Below are 15,383 nucleotides of genomic sequence, written 5' to 3'. Positions count from 1 at the left end.
TTCAGAATCGAAAGGTTCAAAGTACAAATAAGCATATAAGGAAAAGAGAGAATGGCTAAGGGGCAATCTTTACAAGATCCGTTCCTGAACGCACTGCGTCGGGAACGTGTTCCAGTTTCTATTTATTTGGTGAATGGTATTAAGCTGCAAGGTCAAATCGAGTCTTTTGATCAATTCGTGATCCTGTTGAAAAACACGGTCAGCCAGATGGTTTACAAGCACGCGATTTCTACTGTTGTCCCGTCTCGCCCGGTTTCTCATCACAGTAACAATGCCGGTGGCGGCACCAGCAGTAACTACCATCACGGTAGCAGCGCGCAGGGTACTTCTGCGCAACAGGACAGCGAAGAAACCGAATAAGGTTTTGGCTGTTTTACACACGGGGAGCCAGGGAACCTGCGTTCCCCGCTGATATATATCGAGGGGTTGACGCTTGTTTGACCGTTATGATGCCGGTGAGCAGGCGGTACTGGTACACATCTATTTTTCGCAAGACAAAGATATGGAAGACCTCCAGGAGTTTGAGTCTCTGGTCTCTTCCGCCGGTGTCGAAGCAATGCAGGTGATTACCGGTAGCCGTAAAGCACCGCACCCGAAGTACTTTGTAGGTGAAGGTAAGGCAGTTGAAATTGCGGAAGCCGTGAAAGCGTCTAACGCTGCGGTCGTGCTTTTCGATCATGCTTTAAGCCCGGCCCAGGAGCGTAACCTGGAACGTTTGTGTGAATGTCGCGTGATCGACAGAACCGGTCTTATTTTAGATATTTTTGCTCAGCGTGCACGTACCCACGAAGGTAAGTTGCAGGTTGAACTGGCGCAGTTGCGTCATCTGGCCACGCGTCTGGTTCGTGGCTGGACCCACCTTGAAAGGCAGAAAGGCGGGATTGGTTTGCGCGGTCCGGGTGAAACCCAGCTCGAAACCGACCGTCGTTTGCTGCGTAATCGTATTGTACAAATACAGTCGCGCCTGGAGAAAGTTGAGAAGCAACGTGAGCAGGGGCGGCAGTCGCGTATAAAAGCGGATGTCCCGACGGTCTCGCTGGTGGGATATACCAACGCCGGTAAATCCACCCTTTTCAATCAGATTACTGAAGCCAGGGTGTATGCCGCAGACCAACTGTTTGCGACCCTGGACCCGACGCTGCGCCGTATCGATGTCGCAGATGTGGGGGAAACCGTACTGGCGGATACCGTAGGGTTTATCCGTCATTTACCGCACGATCTGGTGGCGGCGTTTAAAGCGACCTTGCAGGAAACCCGGCAGGCCACGCTCTTGTTACACGTTGTTGATGCCGCTGATGTGCGCGTACAGGAAAACATCGACGCAGTGGATACGGTTCTCGAAGAGATCGACGCTCACGAGATCCCAACCCTGATGGTGATGAACAAGATCGATATGCTGGACGATTTTGAACCGCGTATCGACAGGGATGAAGAGAACAAACCAATCCGTGTCTGGCTTTCTGCGCAAACAGGGGTTGGGATACCACAGCTTTTTCAGGCTTTGACGGAGCGGCTTTCCGGCGAGGTGGCGCAGCATACGTTGCGTTTGCCGCCGCAGGAAGGGCGTCTGAGAAGCCGGTTTTACCAACTTCAGGCAATAGAAAAAGAGTGGATGGAGGAGGACGGCAGCGTAAGTTTGCAGGTTCGCATGCCGATTGTCGACTGGCGTCGCCTCTGTAAACAAGAACCGGCGTTGATCGACTATGTGATCTAATGGCGGCTCGTCTGGAGCATGGAGTAATTTCGCCTTATTCCTCTCGTCGAAAGACAACGGGGATCACCGCATAACAAATATGGAGCACAAACATGGCGTGGAATCAGCCCGGTAATAACGGACAAGACCGCGACCCGTGGGGAAGCAGCAAACCTGGCGGCAACTCTGAGGGAAATGGAAACAAAGGTGGTCGCGATCAGGGACCACCTGATCTTGATGATATCTTCCGCAAACTGAGTAAAAAGCTCGGTGGTCTGGGTGGCGGTAAAGGTACAGGCTCTGGCGGTGGTAGTTCATCGCAGGGGCCGCGCCCGCATATCGGAGGTCGTGTCGTTACCATCGCAGCGGCAGCGATCGTCATTATCTGGGCTGCCAGCGGTTTCTACACCATCAAAGAAGCTGAACGCGGCGTGGTGACACGCTTCGGTAAATTCAGCCACCTGGTTGAGCCGGGTCTGAACTGGAAGCCGACGTTTATCGATGAAGTCACCCCGGTGAACGTGGAAGCGGTTCGCGAACTGGCGGCGTCCGGTGTGATGCTGACTTCTGATGAAAACGTTGTGCGCGTTGAAATGAACGTGCAGTACCGTGTGACCGATCCGCAGCGTTATCTGTTCAGCGTGACCAGCGCGGATGACAGTCTGCGTCAGGCGACCGACAGCGCCCTGCGTGGGGTTATCGGTAAATACACGATGGACCGCATTCTGACGGAAGGTCGTACCGTTATTCGTAGCGATACCCAGCGTGAACTGGAAGAGACCATTCGTCCGTACAACATGGGTATTACCCTGCTGGACGTCAACTTCCAGGCAGCGCGTCCGCCGGAAGAGGTAAAAGCGGCGTTTGACGATGCTATCGCGGCGCGTGAGAACGAACAGCAATACATCCGTGAAGCGGAAGCGTACACCAACGAAGTTCAGCCGCGTGCGAACGGTCAGGCGCAGCGTATTCTTGAAGAAGCGCGTGCATACAGAACCCAAACCATCCTGGAAGCGCAGGGTGAAGTGGCTCGCTTCGCTAAAATTCTGCCGGAATATAAAGCCGCACCAGAGATTACTCGCGAGCGTCTGTATATCGAGACGATGGAAAAAGTGTTGAGCCATACGCGTAAAGTTCTGGTCAACGACAAAGGCGGCAATCTGATGGTTCTGCCATTGGATCAGATGCTGAAAGGCGCTAACGCGCCTGCGGCAAAAGACAGCACGGGTAACAATCTGCTGCGTCTGCCGCCGGCTTCATCGTCCAGCACGAGCGGAGCAAGCAATACCTCGTCCACCAGTCAGGGCGATATTATGGACCAACGCCGCGCTAACGCGCAGCGTAACGACTACCAGCGTCAGGGGGAATAACGATGCGTAAGTCAGTTATTGCGATTATCATCATCGTGCTGGTAGTGCTGTACATGTCTGTCTTTGTTGTCAAAGAAGGCGAGCGCGGAATTACGCTGCGTTTCGGTAAAGTTCTGCGTGACGATGAAAACAAACCGCTGGTTTATGAGCCGGGCCTGCACTTTAAGATCCCGTTCATTGAGTCGGTGAAAACGCTTGATGCGCGTATCCAGACGATGGACAACCAGGCCGATCGCTTTGTAACCAAAGAGAAAAAAGACCTGATCGTTGACTCCTACATCAAATGGCGCATCAGCGATTTCAGCCGTTACTACCTGGCGACAGGCGGCGGCGATGTTTCTCAGGCCGAAGTGCTGCTGAAACGTAAGTTCTCTGACCGTTTGCGCTCTGAGATTGGTCGTCTGGATGTGAAAGACATCGTGACCGATTCCCGTGGTCGTTTAACGCTGGAAGTGCGTGACGCGCTGAACTCCGGTTCTGCGGGAACGGAAGATGAAGTGGCGACTCCGGCGGCGGATAGCGCGATTGCCGAAGCGGCTGAACGCGTTGCGGCAGAAACCAATGGCAAAGTGCCGGTGATCAACCCGAACAGTATGGCGGCGTTAGGTATCGAAGTGGTGGATGTGCGTATCAAGCAGATCAACCTGCCGACCGAGGTATCCGAGGCGATTTACAACCGTATGCGCGCCGAGCGTGAAGCGGTAGCCCGTCGTCACCGTTCACAGGGTCAGGAAGAAGCGGAGAAACTGCGCGCGACCGCCGACTATGAAGTGACCAGAACGCTGGCGGAAGCCGAGCGTCAGGGCCGCATTTCGCGTGGTGAAGGTGATGCCGAAGCCGCGAAACTGTTTGCCGATGCCTTCAGTCAGGACCCGGACTTCTACGCCTTTATCCGTAGCCTGCGTGCTTACGAGAAGAGCTTCGAAGGCAATCAGGACGTGATGATCATGAGCCCGGACAGCGATTTCTTCCGTTACATGAAGACACCGAATACGGCAACACGTTAAAATCGTATCAACGGTTTTAGATGAACAAAACCACCGGCATCCTCAGGGAGGCGGTGGTTTTCTTTTTATATAAGGACGATGGATGAATTCAACTATCTGGCTGGCGCTTGCCCTCGTTTTGGTGCTGGAAGGTTTAGGCCCGATGCTGTATCCCCGCGCCTGGAAGAAAATGATCTCTGCCATGACGCAACTGCCGGAAAATGTTTTACGTCGTTTTGGCGGCGGTCTTGTGGTTGCCGGAGTTGTTGTCTACTACATGTTGAGGAAAACGATTGGCTGATCAAAAAGTAGTCGTATTTGCCGATCTTGGCATGCAAAAAGTGCTGTATATCTGAAAAAGCGATGGTAGAATCCATTTTTAAGCAAACGGTGATTTTGAAAAATGGGTAACAACGTCGTCGTACTGGGCACCCAATGGGGTGACGAAGGTAAAGGAAAGATCGTCGATCTTCTGACTGAACGGGCTAAATATGTTGTACGCTACCAGGGCGGTCACAACGCAGGCCATACTCTCGTAATCAACGGTGAAAAAACCGTCCTCCATCTTATTCCATCAGGTATTCTTCGTGAGAATGTTACCAGCATCATCGGTAACGGCGTTGTGCTGTCTCCGGCTGCGCTGATGAAAGAGATGAAAGGACTGGAAGACCGTGGTATCCCTGTCCGTGAGCGCCTGCTGCTGTCTGAAGCCTGTCCGCTGATCCTTGATTATCACGTTGCGCTGGATAACGCGCGTGAGAAAGCGCGTGGCGCGAAAGCGATCGGCACCACCGGTCGTGGTATCGGCCCGGCTTATGAAGACAAAGTGGCTCGTCGCGGTCTGCGCGTTGGCGATCTGTTCGATAAAGCTACCTTCGCTGTAAAACTGAAAGAAGTGATGGAATATCACAACTTCCAGCTGGTGAACTTCTACAAAGTGGAAGCTGTTGACTACCAGAAAGTGCTGGATGATGTGATGGCAATTGCCGACATCCTGACCTCTATGGTTGTTGATGTTTCCGATCTGCTGGACCAGGCGCGTAAGCGTGGCGATTTCGTCATGTTCGAAGGCGCGCAGGGTACGCTGCTGGATATCGACCACGGTACTTATCCGTACGTTACCTCCTCTAACACCACTGCGGGTGGTGTAGCGACCGGTTCTGGCCTGGGGCCGCGTTATGTGGACTACGTTCTGGGTATCATCAAAGCTTACTCCACTCGCGTGGGTGCGGGTCCGTTCCCGACTGAGCTGTTTGATGACACCGGCGAGTTCCTGTGCAAGCAGGGTAACGAATACGGCGCCACCACCGGTCGTCGTCGTCGTACCGGCTGGCTGGACTCCGTTGCTGTGCGCCGTGCGGTGCAGATCAACTCCCTGTCTGGCTTCTGCCTGACCAAACTGGACGTGCTGGACGGCCTGGAAGAGGTGAAAATCTGCGTGGCTTACCGTATGCCGGATGGCCGTGAAGTAACCACCACACCGCTGGCAGCGGATGACTGGGAAGGCATCGAGCCGATCTACGAAACCATGCCGGGTTGGTCTGAGTCCACCTTTGGCGTGAAGGATCGCAGCGGCCTGCCGCAGGCGGCGCTGAACTACATCAAACGTATCGAAGAACTGACCGGCGTGCCGATTGATATTATTTCTACCGGCCCGGACCGTACTGAAACGATGATTCTGCGTGACCCGTTTGACGCATAATTTGGGGTCATGGCGCAGTGCCTGATGGTGCTGCGCTTATCAGACCTGTTCACACTGTAGGCCGGATAAGGCGCTTTTCGCCGCCATCCGGCTTAATACAGCGTAAGATCCTCGCTTTTTTCCTTCCCGAACTGAAATAAATTAGCGACCTGGCTGGTGGCTGGTTTATCATCAATGTAATTAATACAACCTGGTTTATCCCGTTTTCCCCTTTTCCTGAGGTTGATGTGCAGTTAACGAGTTTCACCGATTACGGATTACGTGCGCTAATCTATATGGCGTCGCTACCCGAAGGACGTATGACCAGTATTTCTGAGGTGACAGAAGTCTACGGCGTGTCCCGTAATCATATGGTCAAAATAATCAATCAACTTAGCCGGGCGGGCTTCGTTACTGCTATTCGAGGAAAAAATGGCGGTATCCGCCTGGGTAAACCGGCTAATGTTATTGTTATCGGTGATGTGGTTCGTGAGCTGGAACCTTTATCTCTGGTAAATTGCAGCAGCGAATTTTGCCACATTACTCCTGCCTGCCGACTCAAGCAGGCACTTTCGAAGGCCGTGCAAAGTTTTCTCAAGGAACTGGATAACTACACGCTTGCCGATTTGGTTGAAGAGAATCAACCGCTTTATAAATTATTGCTGGTGGAGTGACGAAAATCTTCATCAGAGCTGACAATGGAGGAACCTCGATGTCACAAGATCCTTTCCTGGAACGTGAAGCTGAAAAATACGCTAACCCTATCCCGAGCCGGGAATTTATCCTCGAACATTTAACAAAACGTGAAAAACCAGCCAACCGTGATGAGTTGGCTGCGGAACTGAACATTGAAGGTGAAGAGCAGCAGGAAGCCCTGCGCCGCCGTCTGCGTGCGATGGAACGCGACGGACAGCTGGTCTTTACCCGCCGCCAGTGCTATGCGCTGCCGGAACGCCTCGACCTGCTGAAAGGTACCGTTATCGGCCACCGTGATGGCTACGGCTTTTTGCGTGTCGAAGGACGTAAAGATGACCTGTATCTCTCCAGTGAGCAGATGAAAACCTGCATTCATGGCGATCAGGTACTGGCGCAGCCGCTGGGGGCCGATCGTAAAGGCCGCCGCGAAGCGCGTATCGTGCGTGTTCTGGTGCCGAAAACCAGCCAGATTGTCGGTCGTTACTTTACCGATGCGGGCGTGGGCTTTGTGGTGCCGGACGATAGCCGTCTGAGCTTCGACATCCTGATCCCGCCTGAAGAGGTGATGGGCGCGCGCATGGGCTTTGTGGTGGTGGTGGAACTCACCCAGCGCCCGACCCGCCGCACTAAAGCGGTCGGTAAAATCGTTGAGGTTCTCGGCGATAACATGGGCACTGGCATGGCTGTCGATATGGCGCTGCGCACCCATGAAATTCCTTATATCTGGCCGCAGGCGGTAGAACAGCAGATCGCCGGCCTGAAAGAAGAAGTGCCGGAAGAGGCGAAAGCAGGCCGTGTGGATCTGCGCGACTTACCGCTGGTGACGATTGATGGCGAAGACGCCCGTGACTTTGACGATGCGGTTTACTGCGAGAAGAAACGTGGTGGCGGCTGGCGCCTGTGGGTGGCTATCGCTGACGTAAGTTATTACGTGCGTCCGCCAACGCCGCTGGATCGCGAAGCGCGCAACCGTGGGACGTCGGTCTATTTCCCGTCGCAGGTTGTGCCGATGCTGCCGGAAGTGCTCTCCAATGGCCTGTGCTCGCTGAACCCGCAGGTTGACCGCCTGTGTATGGTCTGCGAAATGACCGTTTCATCAAAAGGGCGTTTAACCGGCTATAAATTCTACGAAGCGGTGATGAGTTCCCATGCGCGCCTGACGTATACCAAAGTCTGGCATATGCTACAGGGCGACCAGGACCTGCGTGAGCAGTATGCGCCGCTGGTCAGGCACATCGAAGAGCTGCATAACCTCTACAAAGTGCTGGATAACGCCCGCGAAGAGCGTGGCGGCATCTCATTTGAAAGCGAAGAAGCGAAGTTTATCTTCAATGCTGAACGTCGCATTGAACGTATCGAGCAGACGCAGCGTAATGACGCGCACAAGCTGATCGAAGAATGCATGATTCTGGCGAATATCTCGGCGGCGCGATTCGTTGAGAAAGCCAAAGAGCCTGCGCTGTTCCGTATCCACGACAAGCCGAGCACCGAGGCGATAACCTCCTTCCGTTCCGTTCTGGCGGAGCTGGGGCTGGAATTGCCGGGCGGCAATAAGCCGGAACCGCGTGATTATGCGGAGCTGCTGGAGTCGATTGCCGACAGGCCTGACGCGGAAATGCTGCAAACCATGCTGCTGCGCTCAATGAAACAGGCAATTTACGATCCAGAAAACCGTGGCCACTTTGGTCTGGCATTGCAGTCTTACGCGCACTTTACCTCGCCGATCCGCCGTTATCCTGACCTGTCGCTGCACCGCGCCATTAAGTATCTGCTGGCGCATGAGCAAGGGCATAAGGGCAACACGACGGAAACGGGCGGCTACCACTATTCGATGGAAGAGATGCTGCAACTGGGCCAGCACTGTTCTATGACCGAGCGCCGTGCTGACGAAGCCACGCGCGACGTCTCTGACTGGCTGAAGTGTGACTTCATGCTGGATCAGGTGGGGAACGTCTTTAAAGGGGTGATTTCCAGCGTAACCGGGTTCGGCTTCTTTGTTCGTCTGGATGAACTGTTTATTGATGGTCTGGTACACGTCTCTTCGCTGGACAACGATTACTACCGTTTCGATCAGGTAGGGCAGCGTCTGATGGGGGAATCCAGCGGCCAGACCTACCGTCTGGGCGACCGCGTGGAAGTCCGCGTCGAAGCGGTCAATATGGATGAGCGTAAAATTGACTTTAGCCTGATCTCCAGCGAACGCGCCCCGCGCAACGTCGGTAAAACCGCGCGTGAGAAAGCGAAAAGAGGCGAAACGGCTAAAAATGCCGGTAAGCGTCGTCAGGTGGGCAAAAAGGTGAATTTCGAACCGGATAGCGCCTTCCGCGGCGAGAAAGCGAAAGGTAAGGCGAAGAAAGAGAAGAAAGCCAAAAATCCATCGGCAAAGACGCAGAAAATCGCTGCCGCGACAAAAGCGAAGCGCGCGGCGAAGAAAAAGTCAGCTGAGTAATTTCCCCCTCTCCCCCCGCGTGGAGAGGGCGTTTGTACTGTAGACCGGGCAGGCATCGCGCCGCCCGGCAAAATTGATCAATGAGAACCATCAATGAGTGAAATGATTTACGGCATCCACGCGGTGCAGGCTCTGCTGGAACGTGCGCCAGAGCGCTTTCAGGACGTCTTTATTCTGAAAGGGCGGGAAGATAAACGCCTGCTGCCGCTGATCCATGCGCTGGAAGCGCAGGGCGTGGTGATCCAACTGGCGAACCGCCAGTATCTTGATGAAAAAAGCGAGGGTGCGGTACATCAGGGGATCATTGCGCGCGTGAAGCCGGGACGCCAGTATCAGGAAAACGATCTTCCTGATCTGATCGCGAAGTTCGACAATCCCTTCCTGCTGATCCTCGACGGCGTGACCGATCCGCATAACCTCGGCGCCTGTCTGCGTAGCGCAGACGCCGCTGGCGTACATGCGGTCATTGTGCCGAAAGATCGTTCCGCACAGCTTAACGCAACGGCGAAAAAGGTGGCCTGCGGCGCAGCCGAAAGCGTGCCGCTGATCCGTGTGACCAACCTGGCGCGTACCATGCGTCTGTTGCAGGAAGAGAATATCTGGATTGTCGGTACGGCGGGCGAAGCTGACCATACGCTGTTCCAGAGCAAAATGACCGGCCGGATGGCGCTGGTGATGGGCGCTGAAGGCGAAGGGATGCGTCGTCTGACCCGCGAGCACTGTGATGAGCTGATCAGCATTCCGATGGCGGGTAGCGTGTCGTCGCTGAACGTCTCCGTCGCGACCGGGATCTGCCTGTTTGAAGCGGTGCGACAGCGCAGCTAAGCGCTTTTGACTGATGAAGCCATCCCTCGGGATGGCTTTTTTGTGACCGTTATCCCAGGCGTGTCCCCCGCAGGCTGACCATACTTAATGCGACTGCCATTGACGGAGGGAAACACAATGCACTGGCAAACGCATACCGTTTTTAACCAACCGGCACCGCTCAACAACAGCAATTTATTCCTGTCTGATGGCGCGCTTTGCGAGGCGGTCGCCCGTGAAGGCGCGGGCTGGGACAGCGATCTTCTCGCCAGCATCGGTCAACAATTGGGCACTGCGGAGTCGCTGGAGCTGGGGCGGCTGGCGAACGCCTTTCCACCTGAACTGCTACGTTACGATCCACAAGGGCAGCGGCTGGACGATGTTCGTTTTCATCCCGCCTGGCATCTGCTGATGCAGGGCCTGTGCGCTAACCGTGTGCATAATTTGGCCTGGGAAGAGAACGCCAGGCAGGGGGCGTTTGTCGCGCGGGCTGCTCGTTTCATGCTGCATGCGCAGGTGGAAGCAGGCACGTTGTGTCCAGTCACGATGACTTTTGCCGCCACGCCGCTGCTGCTACAGATGCTGCCGCCCCCCTTCCACGACTGGTTAACGCCGCTACGCAGCGATCGCTATGATTCACACCTCCTGCCCGGTGGGCAAAAACGCGGCCTGCTGATTGGCATGGGCATGACGGAAAAGCAGGGCGGCTCCGATGTGCTGAGTAACACCACCCGGGCAGAGCGACTGGACGACGGCACCTGGCGCCTGGTGGGGCACAAATGGTTTTTCTCCGTGCCGCAAAGCGACGCGCACCTGGTGCTGGCGCAGACGAAAGGCGGATTATCCTGCTTTTTTGTCCCGCGTTTTTTGCCTGACGGGCAGCGAAACGGCGTTCGCCTTGAGCGACTGAAAGACAAACTGGGCAACCGCTCTAATGCCAGTTGCGAGGTTGAGTTTCAGGATGCGGTAGGCTGGCTACTGGGTGAGGAAGGCGAGGGGATTCGTCACATACTGAAGATGGGAGGGATGACCCGCTTTGATTGCGCGCTGGGCAGTCATAGTATGATGCGCCGGGCGTTTTCCGTGGCGATTTACCACGCGCATCAGCGGCAGGTGTTCGGCAAATCTTTGATTGATCAGCCCATGATGCGGCAGGTTTTAAGTCGTATGGCGCTCCAGCTTGAAGGCCAGACGGCGCTGCTGTTTCGTCTGGCTCGGGCGTGGGATCGTCGTGGCGACCCGAAAGAAGCGCTCCGGGCGCGTTTGTTCACGCCAGCCGTGAAGTTTGCTATTTGCAAAAGTGGCATCCCCTTTGTTGCCGAGGCGATGGAAGTGCTCGGTGGCGTTGGCTATTGCGAGGAGAGCGAGCTGCCGCGCCTGTATCGTGAGATGCCGGTCAACAGCATCTGGGAAGGGTCGGGAAACGTCATGTGTCTGGACGTGCTGCGGGTGCTGAGTAAACAGACCGGCGTCTATGAGCTGCTCAACGAGGCTTTTGCGGAGGTCAAAGGGCAGGATCGGCATTATGATCGGGCGGTACGTCAGCTGCAACAGCGCTTGCGCAAACCCGATGAAGTGCAGGGGCGGGAGATAACACAGCAGCTGTTCCTGCTCGGCTGCGGGGCGCAAATGCTGCGCTATGCTTCTCCGCCGTTGGCACAGGCCTGGTGCCAAATGATGCTGGACACGCGCGGCGTGTTACGCCTGTCTGAACAGGTGCAAAATGATCTGTTGCTGCGGGCAACGGGGGGATTGCGATAACGATTTGCCTGATGGCGGCGCGGGCACGTCTTATCATGCCTGCGATCGGTGCAGGCCAGATAAGTTTATGCCATCAGGCAATCTGTTACGCATAAAGTATGGCTTGTACGCGCCAGTTATCGGGCTGCTGTTCTTCGTACATCTGGATAATCCGATACCACGAAGCGCCCTGCTCATCGGCTTTTAACGCAATGATACGTTCCACATCCTGCTGATTTCCCGAAATATTACTCACGGATATCAGACCAATTTCATTCAGGCCCGTTACGCAGTCCGCGCTGGCGAATTCGGCAGACTGCGCCGTCGTACTCACCAGACCGGCAGAAAGCAGCAGTGAGGATAAGGCAAGAGATCGTTTCATCGTCAGCTCCTTTTACGTGACCCCGCATTCAACAGGGCATTCCATTGCGGTCATCCCATGATTTCATTGTGCACAGGTAAACGCATAGAGGCGCAAAGCAATGTAAAGCTGACTAAATTTCAACCTTCCGCTATTTACGATACAGGATGGCTTGCGAATACCATTGGCCTGTTACGATGGTTTCATCAACCAACAAAATAACGTAATAATCTGCTTTAGCGGCGGCGGCTTTCGCTCTGATCTCTGCCACAGCATCGTCAGGAGAACCCCGAACCATTGAGCTTACCGTTCCCAGGCGCTGCAACCCTTGTGTCTGGTCACGGCGAATTTCCTGAGGATGGTCAGCGACTGGCGGTGCTGGTTGCGGCGTCCCTTGCAATACGCTACAAGCGCTTAAAAACAGTACCAGCATCAATGGGGCGAACCGGCGCATAACTCTATCTCGTTTACTGATAGCCATAGTGTAGTGCCTTATTAATTTCCTTTAGGGGGAATGTTCCCAAATTGTTATCTCTCACGCGATTTTCGAATGAAAATAGGGTGAAAGCGTAATCCACTTCTCAACATTATGAATCATTGCCGTACTCATTAACTTGAGTTATGTATTTCTCCGTGGCATATCAGAGAAAGGGGGATATATGATAAAAATAGAAACACGGTACCTGGCAGGACATTCCATACTCCACGCGTTTCCTGACGGTAAACGTGACACGCCCCTTCCATGTATTATTTTTTACCACGGTTTTACCTCTTCCAGCCTGGTCTATAGCTACTTTGCGGTTGCTCTGGCGCAGGCCGGGTTCCGGGTTATCATGCCGGATGCGCCCGAGCATGGCGCGCGGTTTAGCGGTGATGCGCAGGGGCGAATGACCCAATTCTGGCAGATTCTGCGGCAAAACATGCAGGAATTCGCTGCGTTACGTGCGGCAGTTCAACAGGAAAACTGGGTGCTGGAAGAACGTCTGGCCGTGGGGGGCGCATCAATGGGCGGTATGACGGCGCTGGGGATCATGGCCCGCCACCCGGAGGTAAAATGCGTCGCCAGCCTGATGGGGTCGGGTTATTTCATCCGACTGGCGCATACGCTTTTTCCGCCATTAATTCCTGAGACGCCTGAGCAACAGCGAGAATTTGACGACATCATTGCTCCCCTGGCTGAGTGGGAGGTGGCGCATCAGTTGCCAAAACTGGCCGACCGGCCGCTGCTGCTATGGCATGGACAGGAAGATGACGTCGTCCCTGCGGTGGAAACGTTCCGCTTACAACAGGCGCTGATTCAGGCGAACAGGGATCAGAACCTGACCTGTCTGTGGGAAGCAGGCGTACGCCACCGTATTACGCCAGAGGCGCTGGCGGCAACGGTGTCGTTTTTCCGCCAGTATCTTTAAACGCGCAGAATGCTAACGCCTTGCGCTTCAAGCTGTTGCAGAATGTCAGGGTTAGCATTTTTGCCCGTAATCAGCGTGTCGATTTGATCGGCGCGGCTGAACAACATGCCTGCGCGCTCGCCGATCTTGCTGCTATCCACCAGCACCACCAGCTTCCCGACCACGCTGAGCATTTTCTGCTCGGCCATAGCGGTGAGCATATCGGTTTTATACAGACCGTCTGCGGTCAGGCCTTTGCCGCTGGTAAACATCCAGTGCCCGGCATACAGGCTGTTTTCGCTGCCCTGGGGACTAAGCGTGATGGACTGGCTCTTGTTGTACTGACCTCCCATGATGATCACGCTTTCATGCTCCTGATCGATCAGATAGTTCGCCAGCGGGAGATAGTTGGTGATGATCTGCACCGGCTTACCGCATATTTCTCTGCCCAGCAGAAAGGCGGTCGATCCACAGTTGATCACCACGCTTTCCCCAGGATTCACCAGTTGCGCTGCCGCTTTAGCAATGCGCACTTTTTCATCGTGGTTCTGCGCCTGATGCAGATTCATCGGCGTCCAGCGCGGACGTTGCTGAGCGATCGCTTCGGCGCCATTACGCACCTTTTTGAGCTTTCCGCTCTCATCGAGCTTGTTGATATCCCGACGCGCCGTGGCCGGGGAGATCCCCAGACGTTCGATCACATTCTCGACGGTAACAAAGCCCAATTGCGCCAGCATATCCAGCAATATTTGATGTCTTTGTGCTTCAGTCATGAGCTATTCCGATACGAATTGATTTTAAAAGATGATATTTGAAATAGCCTGAAAATACTAAAGTAAATATAGAAAAATGCCGGGAAAACCCGGCATCGGAGAACAATTACAGGAAGGATTTGAACGGTAAATCCGGTTCCATCGTGAAGCAGTCATCAAAACCACGCGGGTAGTGATATTCAAAGTTGTCTTTATCCAGTGGCCAGGTGAACTTACCGCCAACCTGCCAGATAAACGGCTTGAAGCCATACTTCAGGCGATCTTTTTTCATTTCCCACAGAACGCGGATTTCCTGCGGATCGGCCTGGAAGTTCGACCAGATATCATGGTGGAACGGAATCACAACTTTCGTGTTCAGCGCTTCCGCCATACGCAGCATGTCGGCGCTGGTCATCTTGTCGGTGATGCCACGCGGGTTCTCGCCATAGGAGCCGAGCGCCACGTCGATCTGATGCTCATTGCCGTGCTTCGCATAGTAGTTGGAGTAGTGGGAGTCGCCGCTGTGATACAGCGTACCGCCCGGCGTTTTGAACAGGTAGTTCACTGCGCGCGCGTCCATGCCGTCCGGCAGTACGCCCGCCGCCTTTTGATCGGCCGGAAGCGTGATGAGCGCAGTACGATCAAACGCATCAAGCGCATGAATTTCGATGTCTTTCACTTTCACAACATCGCCCGGTTTGACCACGATGCAGCGCTCTTTCGGCACGCCCCAGCCAATCCACAGGTCAACGCAGGTTTGCGGCCCGATGAAAGGCACATCGTCAGCGCAGTTTTGCATCACCGCTGCGGCGACGTTGACGTCGATATGATCGTTATGATCGTGAGTGGCCAGCACGGCATCGATCTGGCGAATCGCGAAAGGATCGAGAACAAACGGCGTGGTGCGCAGGTTCGGCTGCAATTTCTTCACCCCTGCCATGCGCTGCATCTGATGGCCCGTTTTCATCAACGGATTGCCGTGGCTTTGTTTGCCGGTGCCGCACCAGAAATCAACGCATACGTTGGTGCCGCCTTCTGATTTCAGCCAGATGCCGGTGCAACCGAGCCACCACATAGCAAATGTGCCGGGCGCGACCTGTTCCTGTTCGATCTCTTCATTCAGCCAGCTTCCCCACTCAGGAAAGGTGCTCAGGATCCATGATTCACGCGTGATACTTTTCACTTTACTCATCGCATTTACCTTCATTTTTGTTCAAATTGAATCAGTTTGTGATTGGTTTTGATTAATCCTGACATTATTTTTTCAAGATGGCAACGGCATATTTTTGCTTGTGAAGGGCAGTCTGGAAGTAAAGGAGAACGTAATGAAGGGCGTATAACTATTGAAATTAAATATATCTATTTGATTAAAATGAGTTTTATTGATGACTGGTTAACGTCGGGTTAATCCTTTTCTTAAGTGTGGGAATTATTTGCGTGGTGCGTCACAATTAATCAAATTC

General features: G+C 54.2%; 15 protein-coding genes. 11 read left to right on the top strand and 4 right to left on the bottom strand.

Annotation, left to right across the window (positions count from 1 at the left end; translation table 11 throughout):
* Positions 1 to 51 precede the first annotated feature (51 nt).
* The 10 genes from hfq (at position 52) to OGV79_RS21300 (ending at position 11,440) form a co-directional block, all read left to right on the top strand.
* Positions 52 to 360 (top strand): RNA chaperone Hfq, encoded by a 309-nt coding sequence (hfq, locus tag OGV79_RS21345; RefSeq protein ID WP_012134439.1) that lies wholly within the window; start codon positions 52 to 54, stop codon positions 358 to 360.
* Positions 361 to 433: 73 nt separating this feature from the next.
* The gene (hflX, locus tag OGV79_RS21340) at positions 434 to 1,714 is read left to right on the top strand and encodes a ribosome rescue GTPase HflX (RefSeq protein ID WP_047459460.1); all 1,281 of its coding nucleotides are present in this window, start codon (positions 434 to 436) and stop codon (positions 1,712 to 1,714) included.
* Positions 1,715 to 1,806: 92 nt separating this feature from the next.
* The gene (hflK, locus tag OGV79_RS21335) at positions 1,807 to 3,063 is read left to right on the top strand and encodes an FtsH protease activity modulator HflK (protein WP_012134437.1); all 1,257 of its coding nucleotides are present in this window, start codon (positions 1,807 to 1,809) and stop codon (positions 3,061 to 3,063) included.
* Between the two features lie 2 nt (positions 3,064 to 3,065).
* Complete coding sequence (gene hflC, locus OGV79_RS21330) at positions 3,066 to 4,070, top strand: protease modulator HflC (RefSeq protein WP_012134436.1); 1,005 nt, start codon at positions 3,066 to 3,068, stop codon at positions 4,068 to 4,070.
* Positions 4,071 to 4,152: 82 nt separating this feature from the next.
* Entirely contained in the window at positions 4,153 to 4,350 is a 198-nt protein-coding gene (locus OGV79_RS21325; protein ID WP_024130795.1) for a DUF2065 domain-containing protein, read from the top strand.
* A 102-nt stretch (positions 4,351 to 4,452) separates the two neighbouring features.
* Positions 4,453 to 5,751 (top strand): adenylosuccinate synthase, encoded by a 1,299-nt coding sequence (gene purA, locus OGV79_RS21320; protein ID WP_012134433.1) that lies wholly within the window; start codon positions 4,453 to 4,455, stop codon positions 5,749 to 5,751.
* A 227-nt stretch (positions 5,752 to 5,978) separates the two neighbouring features.
* Entirely contained in the window at positions 5,979 to 6,404 is a 426-nt protein-coding gene (nsrR, locus tag OGV79_RS21315; RefSeq protein ID WP_024130794.1) for a nitric oxide-sensing transcriptional repressor NsrR, read from the top strand.
* A 38-nt stretch (positions 6,405 to 6,442) separates the two neighbouring features.
* A complete protein-coding gene (gene rnr / locus OGV79_RS21310; RefSeq protein ID WP_024130793.1) occupies positions 6,443 to 8,875 on the top strand; it encodes a ribonuclease R in 2,433 nt (810 codons plus the stop codon).
* Positions 8,876 to 8,968: 93 nt separating this feature from the next.
* The gene (rlmB, locus tag OGV79_RS21305) at positions 8,969 to 9,700 is read left to right on the top strand and encodes a 23S rRNA (guanosine(2251)-2'-O)-methyltransferase RlmB (protein ID WP_012134428.1); all 732 of its coding nucleotides are present in this window, start codon (positions 8,969 to 8,971) and stop codon (positions 9,698 to 9,700) included.
* Positions 9,701 to 9,817: 117 nt separating this feature from the next.
* Positions 9,818 to 11,440 (top strand): isovaleryl-CoA dehydrogenase, encoded by a 1,623-nt coding sequence (locus OGV79_RS21300; RefSeq protein WP_286468908.1) that lies wholly within the window; start codon positions 9,818 to 9,820, stop codon positions 11,438 to 11,440.
* Between the two features lie 85 nt (positions 11,441 to 11,525).
* Here OGV79_RS21300 and yjfN read toward each other — a convergent pair whose 3' ends face one another.
* Both yjfN and bsmA read right to left on the bottom strand, forming a co-directional pair.
* The gene (yjfN, locus tag OGV79_RS21295) at positions 11,526 to 11,801 is read right to left on the bottom strand and encodes a DUF1471 family protease activator YjfN (protein WP_012134425.1); all 276 of its coding nucleotides are present in this window, start codon (positions 11,799 to 11,801) and stop codon (positions 11,526 to 11,528) included.
* Between the two features lie 130 nt (positions 11,802 to 11,931).
* Positions 11,932 to 12,261, bottom strand: a complete 330-nt coding sequence (bsmA, locus tag OGV79_RS21290; protein WP_012134424.1) for a biofilm peroxide resistance protein BsmA — start codon at positions 12,259 to 12,261, stop codon at positions 11,932 to 11,934.
* A gap of 178 nt (positions 12,262 to 12,439) precedes the next feature.
* Here bsmA and yjfP point away from each other — a divergent pair, with 178 nt between their 5' ends.
* Positions 12,440 to 13,189, top strand: coding sequence for an esterase (gene yjfP, locus OGV79_RS21285; protein WP_286468907.1), 750 nt, complete (start codon positions 12,440 to 12,442; stop codon positions 13,187 to 13,189).
* Here the strand turns inward: yjfP and ulaR are convergent.
* Together ulaR and ulaG are read right to left on the bottom strand one after the other, a co-directional pair.
* Complete coding sequence (gene ulaR / locus OGV79_RS21280; RefSeq protein ID WP_012134422.1) at positions 13,186 to 13,941, bottom strand: HTH-type transcriptional regulator UlaR; 756 nt, start codon at positions 13,939 to 13,941, stop codon at positions 13,186 to 13,188. The genes yjfP and ulaR overlap by 4 nt on opposite strands.
* Positions 13,942 to 14,047: 106 nt before the next feature.
* Positions 14,048 to 15,112 carry an L-ascorbate 6-phosphate lactonase gene (gene ulaG, locus OGV79_RS21275; protein WP_024130791.1) on the bottom strand — a complete coding sequence of 355 codons (1,065 nt, stop codon included), beginning with the start codon at positions 15,110 to 15,112 and terminating at the stop codon, positions 14,048 to 14,050.
* Positions 15,113 to 15,383 lie beyond the last annotated feature (271 nt).

Origin of the sequence: Citrobacter sp. CK185, assembly GCF_030333565.1 — a bacterium.
GTDB classification, from domain to species: domain Bacteria; phylum Pseudomonadota; class Gammaproteobacteria; order Enterobacterales; family Enterobacteriaceae; genus Citrobacter_B; species Citrobacter_B koseri.
Note: the sequence above shows the minus strand (reverse complement) of the source record. Positions and strands in the feature narration are given on the sequence as shown.

Bases quoted from the DNA above. Each gene is read 5' to 3' on its own strand.
- bsmA (WP_012134424.1), bottom strand. From the start codon at position 12,261: ATGGCTATCAGTAAACGAGATAGAGTTATGCGCCGGTTCGCCCCATTG.
- purA (WP_012134433.1), top strand. From the start codon at position 4,453: ATGGGTAACAACGTCGTCGTACTGGGCACCCAATGGGGTGACGAAGGT.
- OGV79_RS21300 (WP_286468908.1), top strand. From the start codon at position 9,818: ATGCACTGGCAAACGCATACCGTTTTTAACCAACCGGCACCGCTCAAC.
- rnr (WP_024130793.1), top strand. From the start codon at position 6,443: ATGTCACAAGATCCTTTCCTGGAACGTGAAGCTGAAAAATACGCTAAC.
- OGV79_RS21325 (WP_024130795.1), top strand. From the start codon at position 4,153: ATGAATTCAACTATCTGGCTGGCGCTTGCCCTCGTTTTGGTGCTGGAA.
- ulaG (WP_024130791.1), bottom strand. From the start codon at position 15,112: ATGAGTAAAGTGAAAAGTATCACGCGTGAATCATGGATCCTGAGCACC.
- hfq (WP_012134439.1), top strand. From the start codon at position 52: ATGGCTAAGGGGCAATCTTTACAAGATCCGTTCCTGAACGCACTGCGT.
- ulaR (WP_012134422.1), bottom strand. From the start codon at position 13,941: ATGACTGAAGCACAAAGACATCAAATATTGCTGGATATGCTGGCGCAA.
- yjfN (WP_012134425.1), bottom strand. From the start codon at position 11,801: ATGAAACGATCTCTTGCCTTATCCTCACTGCTGCTTTCTGCCGGTCTG.
- yjfP (WP_286468907.1), top strand. From the start codon at position 12,440: ATGATAAAAATAGAAACACGGTACCTGGCAGGACATTCCATACTCCAC.
- rlmB (WP_012134428.1), top strand. From the start codon at position 8,969: ATGAGTGAAATGATTTACGGCATCCACGCGGTGCAGGCTCTGCTGGAA.
- hflK (WP_012134437.1), top strand. From the start codon at position 1,807: ATGGCGTGGAATCAGCCCGGTAATAACGGACAAGACCGCGACCCGTGG.
- hflC (WP_012134436.1), top strand. From the start codon at position 3,066: ATGCGTAAGTCAGTTATTGCGATTATCATCATCGTGCTGGTAGTGCTG.